Annotated in this window: 16 protein-coding genes; 9 read left to right on the top strand and 7 right to left on the bottom strand. The window is 40.6% G+C overall.

Translation table 11 applies throughout. The features are described 5' to 3' along the window. Nucleotides 1–44 precede the first annotated feature (44 nt). Both QJ048_RS11355 and QJ048_RS11350 read right to left on the bottom strand, forming a co-directional pair. The gene (locus QJ048_RS11355) at nucleotides 45–1,208 is read right to left on the bottom strand and encodes a sigma-54-dependent transcriptional regulator (protein ID WP_282334470.1); all 1,164 of its coding nucleotides are present in this window, start codon (nucleotides 1,206–1,208) and stop codon (nucleotides 45–47) included. A 465-nt stretch (nucleotides 1,209–1,673) separates the two neighbouring features. Then, entirely contained in the window at nucleotides 1,674–2,276 is a 603-nt protein-coding gene (locus tag QJ048_RS11350) for a hypothetical protein (protein WP_282334469.1), read from the bottom strand. A 188-nt stretch (nucleotides 2,277–2,464) separates the two neighbouring features. Here QJ048_RS11350 and QJ048_RS11345 point away from each other — a divergent pair, with 188 nt between their 5' ends. From QJ048_RS11345 to QJ048_RS11330, 4 genes are all read left to right on the top strand, one after another. Continuing rightward, nucleotides 2,465–3,868 carry an MATE family efflux transporter gene (locus tag QJ048_RS11345; RefSeq protein ID WP_282334468.1) on the top strand — a complete coding sequence of 468 codons (1,404 nt, stop codon included), beginning with the start codon at nucleotides 2,465–2,467 and terminating at the stop codon, nucleotides 3,866–3,868. 585 nt (nucleotides 3,869–4,453) lie between these two features. Next, nucleotides 4,454–5,023, top strand: coding sequence for a Crp/Fnr family transcriptional regulator (locus QJ048_RS11340; RefSeq protein ID WP_282334467.1), 570 nt, complete (start codon nucleotides 4,454–4,456; stop codon nucleotides 5,021–5,023). 151 nt (nucleotides 5,024–5,174) lie between these two features. Continuing rightward, on the top strand, nucleotides 5,175–5,612 hold the full coding sequence (locus tag QJ048_RS11335) for a carboxymuconolactone decarboxylase family protein (RefSeq protein ID WP_282334466.1): 438 nt from the start codon (nucleotides 5,175–5,177) through the stop codon (nucleotides 5,610–5,612). Nucleotides 5,613–5,766: 154 nt separating this feature from the next. Beyond that, nucleotides 5,767–6,324 carry a GNAT family N-acetyltransferase gene (locus QJ048_RS11330; RefSeq protein ID WP_282334465.1) on the top strand — a complete coding sequence of 186 codons (558 nt, stop codon included), beginning with the start codon at nucleotides 5,767–5,769 and terminating at the stop codon, nucleotides 6,322–6,324. Nucleotides 6,325–6,476: 152 nt separating this feature from the next. Here QJ048_RS11330 and mtaB read toward each other — a convergent pair whose 3' ends face one another. Then, nucleotides 6,477–7,751 (bottom strand): tRNA (N(6)-L-threonylcarbamoyladenosine(37)-C(2))-methylthiotransferase MtaB, encoded by a 1,275-nt coding sequence (gene mtaB / locus QJ048_RS11325; RefSeq protein ID WP_282334464.1) that lies wholly within the window; start codon nucleotides 7,749–7,751, stop codon nucleotides 6,477–6,479. Nucleotides 7,752–8,116: 365 nt separating this feature from the next. On the opposite strand from mtaB, the gene QJ048_RS11320 reads away from it, so the two are divergent. Continuing rightward, nucleotides 8,117–8,545, top strand: coding sequence for a DUF4258 domain-containing protein (locus tag QJ048_RS11320; protein ID WP_282334463.1), 429 nt, complete (start codon nucleotides 8,117–8,119; stop codon nucleotides 8,543–8,545). Nucleotides 8,546–8,590: 45 nt separating this feature from the next. Further along, nucleotides 8,591–9,337 (top strand): lysophospholipid acyltransferase family protein, encoded by a 747-nt coding sequence (locus QJ048_RS11315; RefSeq protein WP_282334462.1) that lies wholly within the window; start codon nucleotides 8,591–8,593, stop codon nucleotides 9,335–9,337. A gap of 194 nt (nucleotides 9,338–9,531) precedes the next feature. Here the strand turns inward: QJ048_RS11315 and QJ048_RS11310 are convergent, their stop codons facing one another. Next, nucleotides 9,532–11,199, bottom strand: coding sequence for a chloride channel protein (locus QJ048_RS11310; protein ID WP_282334461.1), 1,668 nt, complete (start codon nucleotides 11,197–11,199; stop codon nucleotides 9,532–9,534). Nucleotides 11,200–11,550: 351 nt separating this feature from the next. Here QJ048_RS11310 and QJ048_RS11305 point away from each other — a divergent pair, with 351 nt between their 5' ends. Further along, nucleotides 11,551–12,231 carry a Crp/Fnr family transcriptional regulator gene (locus tag QJ048_RS11305; RefSeq protein WP_282334460.1) on the top strand — a complete coding sequence of 227 codons (681 nt, stop codon included), beginning with the start codon at nucleotides 11,551–11,553 and terminating at the stop codon, nucleotides 12,229–12,231. Between the two features lie 368 nt (nucleotides 12,232–12,599). On the opposite strand, the gene QJ048_RS11300 is transcribed toward QJ048_RS11305, so the two are convergent. Then, entirely contained in the window at nucleotides 12,600–13,577 is a 978-nt protein-coding gene (locus QJ048_RS11300; RefSeq protein WP_282334459.1) for an alpha/beta hydrolase, read from the bottom strand. Nucleotides 13,578–13,749: 172 nt separating this feature from the next. Between QJ048_RS11300 and QJ048_RS11295 the strand changes: the two genes are divergently transcribed. After that, nucleotides 13,750–14,277 carry an HD domain-containing protein gene (locus QJ048_RS11295; RefSeq protein WP_282334458.1) on the top strand — a complete coding sequence of 176 codons (528 nt, stop codon included), beginning with the start codon at nucleotides 13,750–13,752 and terminating at the stop codon, nucleotides 14,275–14,277. Between the two features lie 47 nt (nucleotides 14,278–14,324). Here QJ048_RS11295 and QJ048_RS11290 read toward each other — a convergent pair whose 3' ends face one another. After that, a complete protein-coding gene (locus tag QJ048_RS11290) occupies nucleotides 14,325–15,953 on the bottom strand; it encodes a hypothetical protein (protein WP_282334457.1) in 1,629 nt (542 codons plus the stop codon). A gap of 122 nt (nucleotides 15,954–16,075) precedes the next feature. Next, nucleotides 16,076–16,768: a DUF1345 domain-containing protein gene (locus QJ048_RS11285; protein ID WP_282334456.1), complete on the bottom strand. Its 693-nt coding sequence runs from the start codon at nucleotides 16,766–16,768 to the stop codon at nucleotides 16,076–16,078. A gap of 320 nt (nucleotides 16,769–17,088) precedes the next feature. On the opposite strand from QJ048_RS11285, the gene QJ048_RS11280 reads away from it, so the two are divergent. Further along, nucleotides 17,089–18,040, top strand: a 952-nt coding sequence (locus QJ048_RS11280) for a hypothetical protein (protein ID WP_282334455.1), incomplete at its 3' end; no start/stop codon positions are given.

Raw genomic sequence — 18,040 nt, 5'->3', positions numbered from 1 at the left:
TGCTTCGATTATTGCTGAAGCACCTATTAATTGTTAATTATTAATTACCTCCTCGGCACCACATTATTCACCACATCTTCCCTCGTAATTGTTTTACCGGAAAGAATAACAAGGCGCTCTACAACGTTTCTTAATTCGCGGATGTTACCGCTCCAGTTGTAGTTCTTTAATTCGTCAAGCGCTTCCTTGTCAATGGCTTTTTTTGCGATACCATAGTCGGCGCAAATGTCTTCGAGAAACTTATCAGTTAAGAGAGGAATGTCATCACGTCTCTCGTTCAGTGAAGGAACATGAATGAGAATGACACTCAAACGATGGTACAAGTCGAGACGGAAATTTTTCTCTTCCACTTCTTTCAGCAAATCCTTGTTGGTCGCCGCGATCACACGTACGTCAACTGAAATTTCTTTATCCCCACCTACGCGGGTAATTTTTGCTTCCTGCAAGGCACGCAATACTTTTGCCTGTGCGCTAAGACTCATATCTCCTATTTCATCCAGGAAGAGCGTACCGCCTTGCGCCTGCTCAAACTTTCCTATGCGCTGTTTGATGGCGGAAGTAAATGAACCTTTTTCGTGACCAAACAATTCACTTTCGATCAACTCTCCGGGGATAGCAGCGCAGTTTACTTCTACCAAAGGGCCGGAAGCACGGTTGCTTTTTTCATGCAGCCATCTTGCCACCAGTTCTTTACCCACTCCGTTTTCACCTGTGATAAGTACACGGGCCTCTGTTGGTGCCACTTTATCGATTGTGTCCTTTATACGTTGAATGGGCGCAGCGTCTCCAATGATTTCCTGCACCTTGCTCACCTTCCGTTTCAGCACTTTGGTTTCAGTAACCAGAGAAGTTTTATCCATCGCATTGCGAATCGTAATAAGCAACCTGTTCAGATCCGGTGGCTTGGAAATATAATCAAACGCACCTTTTTTCACAGCTTCAACTGCAGTCTCTATATTGCCGTGACCAGAGATCATTATGATAGGAACATCTGTATTTATTTCCCTTGCTTTTTCGAGAAACTCAATGCCATCGATCTTGGGCATTTTAATATCGCAAAGAACAACGTCGAAAGGCTTTTCCTTAAATTTTTTCAAGCCCTCTTCGCCGTCCATCGCTTCTTCAATCTTGTATCCTTCGTAAGAAAGAATTTCGCCTAAGGTTTTCCGTATGGCCTTTTCATCATCGATGATCAAAATGTTAGACATAGGCTTCGTTTTGTTGCTTTTATTAATGCTAATGGTTTCAAAATTAAGGCAGATGGCTCTAAGGCAATTACTTTGCCAATTTTTTACCCATTTCTGGTGAAAGCCGCATGGTAATATTACTATTAAAATAAGGTAAAACTCTTATTGCAAGCACAAAATCTTATGAGTAAGTTTGAATTGTCCTTTATCTTATCATCCTAAAACAATACCTATGACAACAATTACATTGCGCCCTCAAAATGTTTACAAAGAGATTCCGGCATGGAAACTTGTTTCTAAGTTAGTAATGCTGGCATCTGTATTAATGGCTTTTAGTTATTGTGTTTTATTATCCATACATGGCGTAGCTAATTTGGTCCATTAACCATAACTCAATAAGGTATATTCTTTAACTAGGCCGCAGCAAAAAAGCTGTGGCTTTTTTATTAACTGAATAATTGAGTTATTCAGTTATTCGCATACAAATCACCGTTTGTTTATCCTTCCGTCTTTTGTCACAATAAACAAAGTCGTATCAACAGAAAGTTTCATTGTATTCTTGATAATATCTGTTTTATCCTTGTTCAGTTTCCATCTTTTTGTAGAATCGATTACGCTAATCATTTTGTCTGCACCCACCATTAAATATTCTACGCTTTCATATCCCATATCGAAGCCTGTTTTTTTGTACGGCGCCAGTGAATCAATTTTGTTCCCCTTCTTATCATAGGAATTGATATAAGGCACCTGGCCATCTTCACCAACAGAAGTTTCCATAGTCACCACGTACTTATCTGTTCTGTATAAAACGCCGATGGGTTGCGTCGTCCATGCATGTTTGAATTTAATAAAACCGGCTTTGTCATAATTTTTTGAATACGATTTAATGCAGCCAGCAATGGTTGAATTCTTAAAAGGCAAAGGGATTGTGGACAATGACGCCAAGTATTTATCAAAGTCCGGTTGGATAGTACTTTTGGCTGTATCTTTATTTTGATTATTGTGTTTGGATTTTTTCTTTGAACCTGAATTTTCGTCGCAACTGGTAATGGCTAGTACGGTAAATAGTAATAGGGCAATTCTTCTCATACAATGAATGTAGTTATTTTGATTTAGCTGCTATGCAAAAATTGAACCACAGGGGAGAAAACAATTAATAATTAAGAATTAATAATTAAGAGGGCTACATTCGTTGTTGAATGTTATCCTCAAAAATTCGATGGTACGGCAGCTTGCATTGTACGTATGGTGCAATAACTATTAATTATTAATTCTCCATGACGCATAAAGGTTTTTTTGCACGTTCTATATCTTTTCTAAAACTCGCTATTGACGGACCTCCGCAGGATTATACAAAAGGAAATATAAGCAAGGCGGTGCTTTTGCTGGCGATTCCCATGATCCTTGAAATGATGATGGAGTCAGTGTTTGCCATTGTAGACATTTACTTTGTGGGCAAACTCGGCAATGGCGCTGTCGCAACCGTTGGTTTAACAGAGTCGGTTTTAACTATTGTATACTCCGTGGCTATCGGCTTAAGCATGGCGGCAACAGCAACGGTAGCAAGACGTATTGGCGAGAAAAATCCGGAGGCTGCGGCAAAATCGGCCATTCAATCTGTATTGCTTGCATTGGCTTTTACACTTGTTATTAGTATACTTGGAATTATCTTCTCTCATAATATCCTGTCGCTGATGGGCGCGGATCAGCAGGTGGTTGAAAACGGCGCCATATACACAAGAATCGTTTTTGGCGGTAGCATTTTCGTGATGTTGCTCTACCTTATAAACGGTGTATTTCGTGGAGCTGGTGATGCGGCAATAGCCATGAAAAGCCTGTGGATCGCAAACATTTGCAACATCCTCCTTTGTCCTGCGTTGATCAAAGGCTGGGGACCTTTCCCTGAATTGGGTCTTAAAGGCGCGGCGATTGCTACCACATGCGGACGCGGCATCGGTGTAGTATATCAATTGTACCATTTGTTTAAAGGAAATGGTGTGTTGAAAATTTATAAGGAACATTTTATTCCTGATTTCAAAATGATCAGATCATTGTTCAACATTGCCTGGACGGGCACTTTACAGTTCCTGATCGGTTCTGCGAGTTGGATATTCCTCGCAAGAATTGTTTCTGAATTTGGTAAGGATGTGATGGCAGGCTACCAGGTAGCATTGCGCATCATCACGTTCTTCATTCTGCCCGCCTGGGGATTGAGCAATGCAGCTGCAACACTAGTGGGGCAAAATCTTGGCGCCAAACAATTGGACCGTGCCGAAAAAAGTGTCTGGCAAACCGCACTCTATAATGCTATTTTCATGTTGATGGTCACGCTACTTTTCTTTGCGTGGGGTACTAATATCGTGCGATTTTTGAATGATGATCCGATCGCGGAAAAAGTCGCGATCAACGCAATAACAATTGTGAGCACAGGATATATTTTTTATGGAGTTGGCATGGTAATGATGAATGCCTTCAACGGCGCCGGAGACACAAGAACACCAACTGTTATTAACCTGTTTGGTTTCTGGCTTTTTCAAATACCCATAGCTTATTTAATGGCCATCTATTGGAAGCTTGGTCCCAAAGGTGTGTTCGCGGCAATACCCATTGCAGAAAGCCTAATGACCGTGATTTCCGTGATCGTATTTACAAGAGGAAAGTGGAAATTGGTTAAAGTGTGATCTTTTTTTAAACCGCAAAGAACTCAAAGGTTGCGCAAAGAACGCAAAGCTTTTACAACATTGGAGAACAGCAAGAGAGATTGATAGAAGCATAAACACTCCTTTCTTCTTTTAGGCAAAACGTATTCGATTAGAAACCCTTCGTTCTCTTTGCGCATCCTTTGCGCCCTTTGCGGTTAAAAATAAAAAAGCCCTCCGCAAGCGAAAGGCTTCTGACCCAAGGTCAGCAGATTATTTTTATGGAGAAAGCCCGGTTACGCGATAATAACCGAAGGCGTCCATGATTTATCTGTAGATTGCATGAATACCTCCTTTTTCTTTGGTGAACACTAAAGTTAAATGAAAAATAGCCAAAACGAACAGGGTAGAAAATTTATTTCTGACCTTCGCAATTACCTTTTTTTGGGGGAGGAACGCAGATTTTAGAGTGATGAAGATTCGTTATGATTTGAAATTTTGGGTGAGATTTTTCAACAGGGTTTCTCCGCCAATAATCTGAAGTTTTAATCCCAAATCAAAAGATCTTAACAAATCATGACAATCATGAAAATCCACGTTGATATTCTTAAGCAATAAACTCAACAAATGCCCGCTGCTTTTATTGATCACGTCAGAAAATTTGTTCCGCTTTCCAATGCCGAAGCCAACATTTTGTTGGAGTTCGTTGAGATTGCTACGGTAAAGAAAAAAGAACTGCTGGTAAAAGAAGGCCGGGTTTGCTCAGGCAATTATTTTGTTTTGAAAGGATGTCTTCGCTCCTATTTTTTAAATGAATTGAAAGCCGAGCAAATAACTCAATTTGCTATTGAAAACTGGTGGCTGAGCGATTACATGAGTTATGAAACAGGCAGGCCCGCGTCTTTTTTTATTCAAGCGATCGAACCAACCGAAGTGTTGATCGTAAGAAGAAATATGCAGGATGAAATGTTTCAAAAGCTTCCGCAAATGGAGCGCTATTTTCGCATTATTATTCAAAAAGCATACGCCGCTTCGCAAATGCGTATCCGGTATATTTACGGTATGACTGGCAAAGAACGCTATCTCCATTTCAGCAATTTGTTTCCTGAATTTATTCAACGCATTCCGCAGTACATGCTCGCGTCGTACCTGGGATTCTCGGCGGAGTTTTTGAGTAAGATAAGAGCGGGGAAATAATTTGAAAATTGAAAATGATTGTTCTAATTCAATTAGGCTTTCCTGATCCACAGCAATTCAACTTTCAACTTTCAATTTTCCATTTCTTGAACTACTTCAAGTTTTTCAAATTCCCAACTGCCCCACCTTTGTGTAAGTAAAAAACTTACTCATGAGCACAAGAATCAAAATGAACGAAACAAATCCGGAAGCGTACAAGGCAATGATCGAGTTCGATAAATTTTTAGCGACCACTAATATTGCTCCGCTGCACAAAGAGATGATCAAGATAAGGGCTTCGCAAATCAACGGTTGTTCTTATTGTATTGACAAGCACACCAAAGATGCCCGCAAACTCGGCGAAACAGAGCAAAGGATTTATGCACTTTCCGTGTGGCGCGACACGCCGTTTTTCTCTCCTGAAGAAAGAGCTATCCTTGCACTAACGGAAGAAGTGACTTTAATCCATCAGCATGTTTCCGACGCAACTTATGCGGAGGCAGCAAAATATTTTGACGATAAAACAATCGGCCAGCTGATCATGGCAATCATTATCATCAATGCATGGAACAGGATTGGCATAGCAACGCACATGATGCCGGCTTTATAATATCTGCCACAGAGGCACAGAAGGCACTGAGCTTTACTAAGGTTTACGTTAATTTCTCTTCATAAAACTCAGTGCATTCCGTGCCTCTGTGGAAAAAAGATGCATCGCATCTCTCCCCCTTTTCTTACATTGCATCTCACAAAACCTTCACACCATGATGCAGGTAAACTTCGAGCCATTTCCCGTGCTCGTTACTGAACGATTGGAGCTGAAAGAAATCACAGCCAATGATGCAGAAGCCTTGTTTGAAATAAGGAGGGATAAAGAATTGATGAAATACATTTCCCGTCCGGTTGCTACCAACCTGCAGGACGTTACTAGTCTGATAGAATTAATCGCCAGAAGAAGGAAAAGCAATGAAGGCATCAACTGGGGTATATTTCTAAAAAACAATCCGTTTCTCCTGGGCATGATAGGTTTTGTAAATCTGTACAAAGAAGATTATCGTGCCGAGATCGGTTACATGCTTAACGGCAAATACCACCGGCAAGGAATAGTACAGGAAGCCTTTGACGCTGTGGTAAAATATGGTTACGAAAAAATGAATTTACATTCCATCGAAGCAACTATTCACCCCAATAATATACCATCTGCAAAATTGCTGGAAAAGAAGGGCTTCACACGCGACGCCTACTTTAAAGAAAACAAACTCAGTCTGGAGGGTGTGTTTGAAGATACAGTGATATATTCCCAGGTCAAGCCAAGAGAATAATTTGAAAATGTGGGAATTTGAAGATTTGAAAATTCAGTCTGTGCAGGTGTCATTATTAATTTAAATCATTTTTGCATTGCAAGAACAATGAAGATCACTTGCGAAGACGCACCTGAAGCATTTTCAAATTTTCAAATTTTCAAATTCGTCATCTAGACTTTCCAGTCAACAATCCCATTCACCCACTCAGCATTAAACGGTGCAGAAATCTTGATGTAGTTGTCGGTATAGCCTTCCATCATGCCGTTCTTTTCGTGGCCCTCAAATAATACTTTTCTTGTTTGACCGGCATGTTGTTCGGTGAAGTATTGCATTTTCATGTAAGACAGATTGCGCAAGGTTTTATTACGCTCATATCTCACATTGACAGGAACAACGGGGTTTATAGTAAGTGCGTGTGTATTGTCGCGTTCGGAGTAAGTGAACACGTGCAAATATGACACATCAAGAGAATGCAGGAAATCAAATGTTTCTTTAAAATCTTCGCCAGTCTCGCCTGGGAAGCCCACGATCACATCCACACCAATCGCGCAATGCGGCATCAATGTTTTAATAAGATGCACTCGTTCCGCGTACAATTCTCGTTTGTAGCGGCGACGCATTTGACCCAGTGTTTTATTGCTACCGCTTTGCAATGGAATATGAAAGTGCGGCATGAACTTATCGCTGTTTGCCACAAACGTGATGATGTCATTTGTCAGCAAATTAGGCTCAATAGATGAGATCCTGTAGCGCTGAATACCTTCCACTTTATCAAGCGCCTGTACCAGATCAAAAAAGCTTTCTTCGTTTTTTTTATTGCCATCCGGACCTTTACCAAAATCGCCGAGGTTCACACCTGTAAGCACGATCTCTTTTACACCATTAGCAGCCAGTTCTTCCGCATTGCGGATCACATTTGCTATACTATCACTACGGCTTTTACCGCGGGCCATTGGTATAGTACAAAATGAGCAGGTATAATCACAACCGTCCTGCACTTTAAGGAAAGTACGTGTACGATCGTTTATAGAAAAAGAAGAATTGAAACCGGTAACTTCTTCAATATCGCAACTGGAGATTTTGGCAGAATCGCCTTTGCTGAGTTCCGCAATATGCTTGGCAATATTGAATTTTTCAGCAGCTCCCAGCACAAGGTCAACGCCCGGAATTTCAGAAATTTCTTTGGGTTTCAATTGTGCATAACAGCCGGTGATAATAACCAGGCTTTCAGGAGATTTGCGCTGAATGCGACGCACGATCTGGCGGCATTCTTTGTCAGCATTATCGGTTACGGAACAGGTGTTGATCACGTAAACATCGGCAATGTCGTCGAATTCCTTCTTCACAAAACCTTCATTCTCCATCATTCGTGAAATAGAAGAGGTTTCAGAAAAGTTTAGTTTACAACCCAATGTGTGAAATGCGACTGATTTACTTGCTGACATAAGGGCGCAAAGATAAGCAAAAGGGGATTTCACGCAAAAGCGCAACGGTTTCACGCAAAAGCGCAAAGATAAAAGCCAAGAACGCAAAGAATTTCACACAGAGATTTGTTTCTCGCAGCGAACGCAGCGGAGCAGCGACGCAAAGCATGGTTGATGATATGAATTCACTAGCATTTTCTTGCTTTACTGTTGTTAACATTTACATGCAGAAAAAAAATGAATATTCATACTTACCGCCGCCTCGCCGCTCCGCCGTGTTGGCCGCGTGAAATTCTTTGCGCCCTTGGATTTTCTCTTTGCGTCTTTGCGTGAAATTCAACTCATTGAGAGAAAATGCTTTAGATTTGGCCGTTTAAATTCCGATAATGACAAAGAAGCTTGTTCCCTTTTTCCTTTTAATCGTACTCGCTGTATTGCTGTTCTTTGTTCGTACCTGTCGCGGCTTGAATGATAACGGCAAAAGAACAGACGATAACGGTCCTCAAGCCAAGCCCGAAACTACCCGCAGCCGCGGATTCAACAGAAAAATCAGCTATCTTGACTACACGCAACATGCAAAATGCCGGATGAAATGCAGGCACATCACGCAAGCTGAAGTGGAAGACATCATGAAGACAGGCAACATCAATTATAAGAAAAGCAATCTGCAGGATCAGCCCTGCCCTACTTACGCACTCGAAGGATACACACAGGATCAACAGCACGTGCGCATCGTGTTTGCCCAATGCGAAACCGACACGAAAGTTGTGACCTGCATTGACCTGGATAACGATTTTGAATGCAATTGCAATTAATGCATATTTGAAAACCCAAGTTTAGATTTTATTACTGGAATTTACATGAAGTATATTATTAAACCCTTCCAGCTTATTTACTCACTTTACGCGATGGCGCTCTTTGTTGTCCTGTTGCTATTGCTCATGCCATTCTTTTTCATTGCTTCTTTTTTTGGCAGAATAAAGGGCGGCAACATGATGTTCAGGCTCTGTACTCTATGGGCAGACATCTGGTTCACGCTGATCGGCATTTACCCCAAAACAATCCACGAAGCAAAGTCAACAGAAAAACGGCCATGTGTGTTTGTAGCGAATCATATTTCCTATCTGGATATTCCGATGATCGTAAAGATCATTCGTGAGCCCGTGCGTCCGCTGGGCAAATATGAAATGAGCAAGATTCCGTTATTTGGCTTTTTATATCGAAATGCAGCGGTTATGGTTGACCGCAGCAGTGCAAAGAATCGTGCCAGAAGCGTTCGCACCTTGAAGCAATTCATTCGTTTCGGGGTGTCGATCTTTATTTTTCCCGAAGGCACTTTTAACGAAACTGCGCAGCCGCTAAAATCATTTTACGATGGAGCATTCCGTATTGCCATCGAAACGCAAACGCCTATTCAACCGTTGATCTTTCCTGATACGGTGAAAAGATTACACCACAGCAGCGTATTTTCATTTACACCGGGCATTTGCCGCGCCATACTCTTAGAGTCGGTTGAGGTCGCAGGCATGACACACCATGATGTTTCGAAACTGAAGGAAATTGTACATGCGAAAATGGAAGAAGCGGTACGGAGATACAGGAGTTAGGAATTAGGAGCTAGAAATTAGGAATTCCTAAGGTCTCCGTTTCGTTATGAATATTTGTCTGTCTTAAAGAACGAGAAGGCATCGACAAACACAACTGACAGCGTAACAGTTTGTCAGTTGTGCTTGTCGATGCCTTTTACAATATAGTGATAAAGGCCATCTTCGTTATGTTACACAGAATGAATTTCTAATTCCTAGTTCCTGAGAAACAGCTTCCTTCCTCTCACCATAATCCTTCTGGTTCTTGCCGGCGACTCGTAGCGATGAGTCTTTGCTCTTTCCTTGCTGTAGAATTGCAGGATTGCGCGGGATGTAATGATTCCCTCAGCGACGTCGTTATCGTTTAAAACAATCAAAGAGTCAGTGTTGTACTTACCCATTATCTCCGCAGCAACCGCTATATCATCCGACATATGCACATAAAAATTACCGCGGTGGTCTTGCAGAGCCGGAGACATGAGCACCTGAACCTTCGTTTGCTGCAACACATCAGGCTCGTAAGCATTGGGCGTTTTTACCCCCCTTCTGTGGATCTTTTCCGTCATTATACTTTCTTTCATCATAAAGAAAGAGATTGCGTACGCCGCAATACAAGCCGCGATCAACGGAAGCAATCCATTGCTTTGCCCAGTTGTTTCCAGTGCAAACACAATGGATGTTAGCAATGCACGTGACGCACCTGCAAACATAGCTGCCATGCCGATCAATGCAGCGGTTGCCACGTTAATACCCAATGAAGGAAACAGTTGCAATGCATAAGTGCCCAACAATGCACCGAGCGCACCTCCAATGGTAAACAATGGCGCAAGTGTACCACCGGAAGTACCGCTGCCCAGCGCAATAACCCATGATATATATTTAAGGAAGCACAATACCAGCAACATTTGCAAAGGCAAGCTGCCAGTTAATAAATTTTGAATATTGCTATAACCAACGCCCATTGTAACAGGGGCAAAATATCCTACAACACCTACCGCCACAGCGCCGATCGCCGGCCACCACATCCAGTGGATGGGCAATTTCTCAAACAGATCTTCCACTGCATACACAGACTTCGAAACAAAACTGGCAACAACTCCAACGATCAGGCCAAAGACAACGTACACGATCAATGCAGTGTCTGACGGAGCAGGAATGTTTGGCATTTCAAACACCGGTCTGCTCTCAAATAAAAGTATGTGCATGCCCGCACCTGTGATACAGGCAAGCGTTACGGGGATGATTGATCTTGGAGAAAATTCAAACAACAGCAATTCGATAGCCAGCAAAACGGCTGCCAGCGGGCTTCCGAAGATGGCTGACATACCAGCACAAGCTCCGGCAGCCAGAATGATCTTTCTTTCCGTAGATGAAATGTGCATCCATTGACCTGTAACAGAACCGAATGCACCACCAGTTGCGATGATCGGACCTTCGGCGCCAAAAGGACCACCGGTACCGATTGAAATGGCGGCGGATAAAGGTTTCAGAAAAGTAATGATTGGCGGAATACGGCTCTCCTCAAGAATAATTTTTTCCATTGCCTCGGGGATGCCATGGCCACGAATGGCTTTTGATCCGTAACGGGCCATTATACCAACAATGATGCTGCCGATAATAGGAACGAGCAACACAGCCATTCCCAAATGATGTCCTGCAGGAGAAGCGGGTTGGATAGACCACTTTCCGTAGAAAGCGATGTTGGTTACAAAATTGATCAGGTAAACGAGGAGACGTGCAATTAATCCAATGATGACGGCATTTACAATTGCCTGAACAGCAAGGTACAAAACACGTTTGTTAACTACTTCAGTCTTAAGCTTTTTTTGTTTTCCATAGGGTACGTTTAGCGATGGCGCTACAGGTATACTGTCACTTTTCATTAATCGTATTTTTTACAAAAATATTGCATAAGCAATATTTTTAAGCAAAATTAGACGTTATTTTATTAAAAAATATAAATTGAAAAACATTTAAAGGAAACGGAACGCAGATCTTCATGATTATGATGATTTGTAAACATTTTTTGATTTGAGATTTGATGGCACGCAGATGACGCTGATTTGGCAGATGGGCGCTGATTTCTTTCTGCTAAGGAAGCAGTAAAATTAAATCGACCTCTTACTAATTCGACTCCTCAATGATTCAATGATTCAGGTATTAATATTAAAAAAATCAGCGCCCATCTGCTAAATCAGCGTCATCTGCTTGCAAAAAAAACTTATTATTGATCCATGCAAGTATCTAAATGTGATATAGAAAATTGCTTTCTCTGCATTCATTGCATGCCCGAATGGCGCGACGCAATCAGTGTGAAGAAAACCACTTATTCCTTTAAACGCGGTGAAACAATTTTCGCCGAAGGCGATGCCGTAAAAGGCATTTACTTTATTTACGAGGGCTTTGTAAAAGTGCATAAACAATGGGTAGACAATAAAGAGCTCATCATCCGCTTTGCAAAAGCCGGTGATGTTTTGGGGCATCGAGCCCTGGTTGACAATGATATTTATCCTATCTCAGCGACAACATTGGAAGATTGTAAGGCATGCTTTATTACAAACGATTTTCTTGAAGCGACATTTAAAACCAATCCTTCTTTCACTTATAAAATGATGCAGTTGTATGCAGCAGAATTGAAAAAAGCCGAGCGCCGCATGCGCAATCTCGCACATATGGATGTAAAGGGTCGCATTGCAGAATTGCTGTTGGAGATGCAGGAAATATTCGGATTGAATAAGGATAAATTTATTGCAGTAGCCATTACGCGCCAGGACATTGCTTCTTATGCGGGTTCCACTTATGAAACGGTATTCAAATTCTTTACGGAACTGTTACAGGAAAAAATCATCACGACTTCAGGCAAGAGCATTAAGATTAATAATGCAAAGAAGCTGAGGGGATTTGTGAACAATTAAGAATTAGGAATTCAATGTCGTTTATTTAAGGTGTTTGAAAAAACAAAAGCATCTCATTTGTCATCCCAAGGAACGAGGGATCTGGGCCTCACTAACGAACACTATGCGTAAACAATCACACAGATCCCTCCTTCGCCCCGATGACAAGCAGTCTTTCTTTCCTGGACATAGCAACCATGTAATTGAAAAGTTGCTTAACTAAACGACATCGAATTAGGAATTAAGATTCTTTAGTTTGAATTTTCTTAATTGGAAGGTCACATGCACGTGAGAAACGAAGGCCTCGACAACTTTTACAATGCGTAGAGATTATATATTTTTATTCGCCTGCAACACAGAAACAATTCTTAATTCCTAATTCTTAATTTCTATTTAAGCGCATTCGCGATCTCGGCACCCGCTGACCTCAAAGCTGCCTGTACCGCCGGAGTGGTCGCTAACGGGTTCAACAGTCCGAAATCATGGATCATGCCCTGCACTCTTGTCAGCGTTACATCCACTCCTGCTTCGTCCATTTTTCTTGCGTAAGCTTCTCCTTCATCACGCAAAACATCGTTTTCTGCGGTTTGTACATAAGCAGGGGGAAGTCCTTTCAACTGGTCAAGGCTTGCTTTAAGAGGAGAAGCAAGTATGTCATTTCGTTGTTCGCCGGTATAGTTGTCCCAGAACCAGATCATCATGTTTTTTGTAAGAAATCTTTGGGTTGCATATTGGTTGTAAGAACCTGTCTCGAAGTCGGCATTTGTAACCGGCCAGAACAACAATTGCAATTTCAATGCAGGACCACCTTTTTGTTTTGCCATCAAAGCTGTAGCCGCAGTAAGATTGCCGCCCACGCTGTTGCCGACAACCGCCAGTTTTTTACCATCAACATTTATTTCGGCGCCATGTTCAGCTACCCATTTCGTAGCGGCATAACATTCATTCAGTGCGGCTGGATATTTAGCTTCCGGAGAACGGGTATATTCAACAAATACGCATGCCACACCCGAGTACACTACTAGGTCGCGAACAAATCTTTTATGCGTAAGAAAATCACCCAGCACCCATCCTCCACCGTGAAAGAACATGAAAACCGGTAATACACTTGTTTTGCCCGCAGGCTTTATAACATACATTTTCACAGACAAGCCATCTTGTGAGATCGTTTTTTCCGTTACATCAATTCCGGAAACATTCACTGTAACTGATGTTTGTGCCCCTTCCAGAACCCTCCTTGCTTCACCAGGAGTCATTTGTTCCATCGGTTTTCCGTCGCCGCTGTTCAATGAGTTGAGGAAGCTTTTCGTATGAGCCTCAATGTTTGGATCGGTAGCGTAATCCGCCACCTTGATTTCATTTTGCATATTTCTTTTGGTTTTTTAGTGTCATTGTCATTACAACTAAGTTCCCGGATTGTTGGCACAATCAAAAAAAAGTTTTTGCTGACTTGATTTGCATTTATTCTGTTAGTGAAGCACTGCTGCTCATTGCTTTTACCGGCTCAGTGGATTACATTTAACGCAAGAAAATCGAGCAATGACTTACACAAATAATTTAATAGAAGATATACTGAATAGCTTCTACCCTGTTCTTGGCAATGATTATGAGAAATATCGCAACCATGTATATCGCGTATTTCTTAATTGTAAAATGATTGACAACAGCCATGAGAACGAATGGAAATACTCTGTGGCTGCTGTTTTCCACGATATTGGCATTTGGACAAATAACACGATTGACTATTTGCAACCATCTATGGAGCAGGCTAAAAATTATTTGATCTGCGAAAACAAGCAAGCATTTGTTGATGAGTTGATGCAAATGATTTACTGGCATCACAAACAAAGCGCATACAAAGGAGAATATAAAACTGCAGAAGTGTTTCGCAAGGCGGATTACATTGATGTTTCGCTTGGCCTCATTACATTTGGCTATAGTTCAAAAGAAATCAGCAATATCCGGAAACTATTGCCCAATAAAGGTTTCCATTTTTTTCTTATCAAAAGGATTACGAAGAATTTATTTAAACATCCTTCCAATCCATTACCAATGTTTACAAAATAAAAAAGCAAACTCTTTTAAAAGAAGTTTGCTTTTTTATTTTGTAAATTTTATTTACTGCTTACTACTTCACCCGGCTTCACAGTTATCAGCAATGGCTGAAAAAGACTCCTTTTCAACCGCGCCCTGCCTATAAATTGATTGCTGTTAAACTTGTAAAAATCTGCGGGAAAGATCATAATATCTTCTTCTCTTGTATCGAAGAGCAGATCTTTTGAAACAGCGCCATCATTAGTAATTTTAGTAACCATCACCTGGCCACCGTAACCGTCAACATGGTATTTTGGAGTTTCATCCTCTGCCAGGTTGAGGTTCTTTAAATTGTCAAGATACAGGAAGTAATAGCCTGAAGCATCGTTGATCAATTTAAAACTCATTGTTCCTCTGCCTGCTGAACCTTTTTGATTCTTTGGAATTTTTCTCAGCCATTGAAAGTTACCGGAAGCATCAATTTTAGATGCAAAAATATCTCCATAATAGTAGGTGATATAACGGCGATAACTGTGGGTCATGTTATCGTAATAACTTGTCTCTATCACCTGGTATTCTTCACACGTAATGAAAATGCCACCATCTTTGTCTAAAATAATGTCACGAACTGATAGATTCTTTGCTTCGTAATTTTCTTCTTTGTCGATTTTTCTTTTGCTTCTTGCCGATTCGAATTTTTTCAGTTCTTCTGCAGGAAACTGGTAGTACCCTTTTTGATAGCCTACCAATTTACCACTCGGATCTATTTTAGCCAGGAACACACCTTCAGTGCCGTTGCCCTTTGATTTTTTACTGTATGTGCAAGCCACAACCAGTTCATGTTGCGAATCTTCAGTTATTGAGGTTTGCTTAATAAAATAGTTATCCAGCTCAACCGGAATGATTGCGGGCTTTTTACTGTCCCTGCTAAATTTCAGTATCTCGAAATGGTAACCAGGATTTCCCGTTTCCTTATCAACCTCTTTGCGTGAATCGCTGGCATATACTTTGGTGAGCATGTATGCATTGCCTTCAGCATCTACAGAAAAATCCAGGTTATCCATTACAGCTTCTGTGTAAGGCATCGTAAATTCGCCGCCCCATATTTTTTTCATGTTTTCGTCAAACACGTTCAAGCCTATTTTATCATAGTTCTTTTTATCGTTTTTTTGTTCGGGATGAAGACGGTAACTAATCAAGAGTTTTTTATGCGCAGCATCGTACTGAAAGCCATACTTATCAGTTGTTTTCATGTTGTAGAAGCCTTTGGCAACTGATGTTCCGGCAATTTTCGTTGTCTCCAGCAATTTGGTATTGGCTTCAGCAATTCTTCCTTTTGCAATATCAACTTTGTCGCAATACAGTATTTCTGTTTCACTGCTTTTGTCCCAATCACTATGTATCCAATAGTAACTGCCGTTGTAAAAGTCCGTTAATATCTCACTGTTGAAATTTCTGGTCGCATCAAGATCAATCCGTTGTTCTGTTGTTCTCTCAAGCGTAGAAGGATTGAATCTCACGAGAATCAATTCTTCCTTTTTTAAGGAGATATTTACTATGCCATCTTTCTGGTTGCCTATGAATGCCAGATCGGTTGTTTTACGTGGCAGGTCATATTCAGATCCTACTTTAAAATCAAATTTGTTGCTTTTTTGAGCAAATAACATTGCCGACAAAAAGCAAGCGGGTACGATTAATAACTTTTTCATTACTGCTTAGGGTTTACAATTTTCGAATGGCTCCGGATTGATAGACCTATTCGTCGTAAGGCCGGACCCGGGTACAAATATAAAGACGTTTTTATGAAAAGAATCCAGGCACACTAAGCAAATTATCCCTTTAATCCGGCGATTAAGTTCACCGTCAACGCCACTACAAACGTATTGAGTACAAAAGAGATCAATCCATGCGCAAGAGCAAGTCTTCTTATTTTACGATTACTGATCTCTACATCCGAAACCTGGAAGGTCATTCCAATGACAAATGCGAAGTAGGCAAAATCTAAATAATCAGGTTTTTTCTCGGATGGAAAATCGAGTCCACCAACTTTCAAATGCGGATCGTTGTCATCGTGATCATAATACATGTGTGCATAATGAAACGTAAAAGTTGTATGAACAATGATCCACGAAAAAAGCATGCCGGCGATAGTAGCGATCAAATAAAGGGTGTGATGTTTATCAGAATCACTTTTAGATAAAATGAGCATCAGCACTGCAATCATGCTGGCGAAAGACGATATCAAAACAAGCAGAAAAACATACAAACGACTACCATCTTCACGCCTTGCAAATTCGCGGATTCTTGCCGTGGATCGTGCAAAGATCACCGTCCAGCTAAGCACAATAAGCATGGCGGCAAATATATCCCACGAAAATGTAAGACGAAGCAACACGTTCAACTGAAACGCGTTCAATAAAATAAAAACCAGTGCCCCTGCGGTAAGTCCAATGATTACGCGATGTGTTGGTGTTAAACGCAACCAGAAATTTTCTTTCTGAAGCTTTGCATATTCTGCATCCATAAGAGGAATGAAATGTTTCGTTCAAATTACAGAATAATTTTTAAAAGCACTTTATAATCAATATTTTAAAAAAAGTAAGTCAGCCCTTTATAAAATCAGTCCTATCAAACTAAACAAAAGGCTTTTCAATAAAAACCTTTAGGACTCGCTTGAATATATTTGATGTTTTCTCCGGAGCGGCCTATCAAACCAGCCAAAGCATTCTTCTATTCTACAACAATAAACATGAATACTGTAGAATGAATAACCTTAGGAGAAAATAATACTCAGAGAAACGCTAAAGAGAATCATCAATATCATTAAATAACAAACACATCTAAATGAAACAATTACCAGCCGTTATTTTTATTCTGGCTTTATCTCTTTCAGGCTTTTCACAAAATTCAAAAACTCAACCGAATAAAAAAACGGCAAAAAAAATCCCTCAGCAAAGTATTATTATCGCTCCTGTCGATACTACTGCTTACCAAATAATAGCAGAAGAGAGTAAGGTCGTTGATACGTTGCGTATACAAGCAGGAAAACCATGCTTAGTTTTAGTTAACGTTTACCAATATCCAACTGTAGGTTATAATGATCATGTTGAAGAAAAGGAGTTAATTCAAAATTTTGGAAAAGATGCGTTGCAAATAATATATATAGATCAACACACTTATGTCATTTTTGAAAACGGACAAACGTTAGATATAAGCGATTTTGAAAACTCTTACCAGGCATTTGCTTATTGGGGAGGAGATCTGGAAGATAAGGTGCAAACAAAAGAAGGAACTCATTATGCTACTGAATTTGTAGCGGAACAGATGAATGTACACAAGGAATCATCTTATGTTGCCAACACAAGAAAATACAAAAAAGAAGTTGCCTCTTTGGAAAACGCGAATAACGTTACCGAAAAATCAAGAAAAACAATGAATGCTTTTTTAAGCAACCTATCAATTCCGTTTCCTGACGATAAAGGTGAAGATGCCCCGTTGTATGAGCAAAAATTTACAAGGTTGAAAAGCATCGAAACCTATTTTCCAGAACCCAATGGCAAAAAAATACTTTTAAAAAAGATTGAGTTCAATAAAGATCAACAACCTATCTCGGTAAAAAACTATAATAGAAAAGGAAATGAAAATGGAAGAACCAGTTTGATTTTTGAAAACGGAATGCTTATAAAAATTATTCACGGGGAAACATCTACAACAACTATCAAATACGATGACAATCAAATGATTCTTTTCTCAAATGCCGGGGATGGCAATGAAACGACAGTAGCATGGATTGAAA

This window comes from Pinibacter soli (assembly GCF_029961145.1).
Classification (GTDB): domain Bacteria; phylum Bacteroidota; class Bacteroidia; order Chitinophagales; family Chitinophagaceae; genus Pinibacter; species Pinibacter soli.
This window is presented reverse-complemented; position numbering and strand designations above follow the sequence as displayed.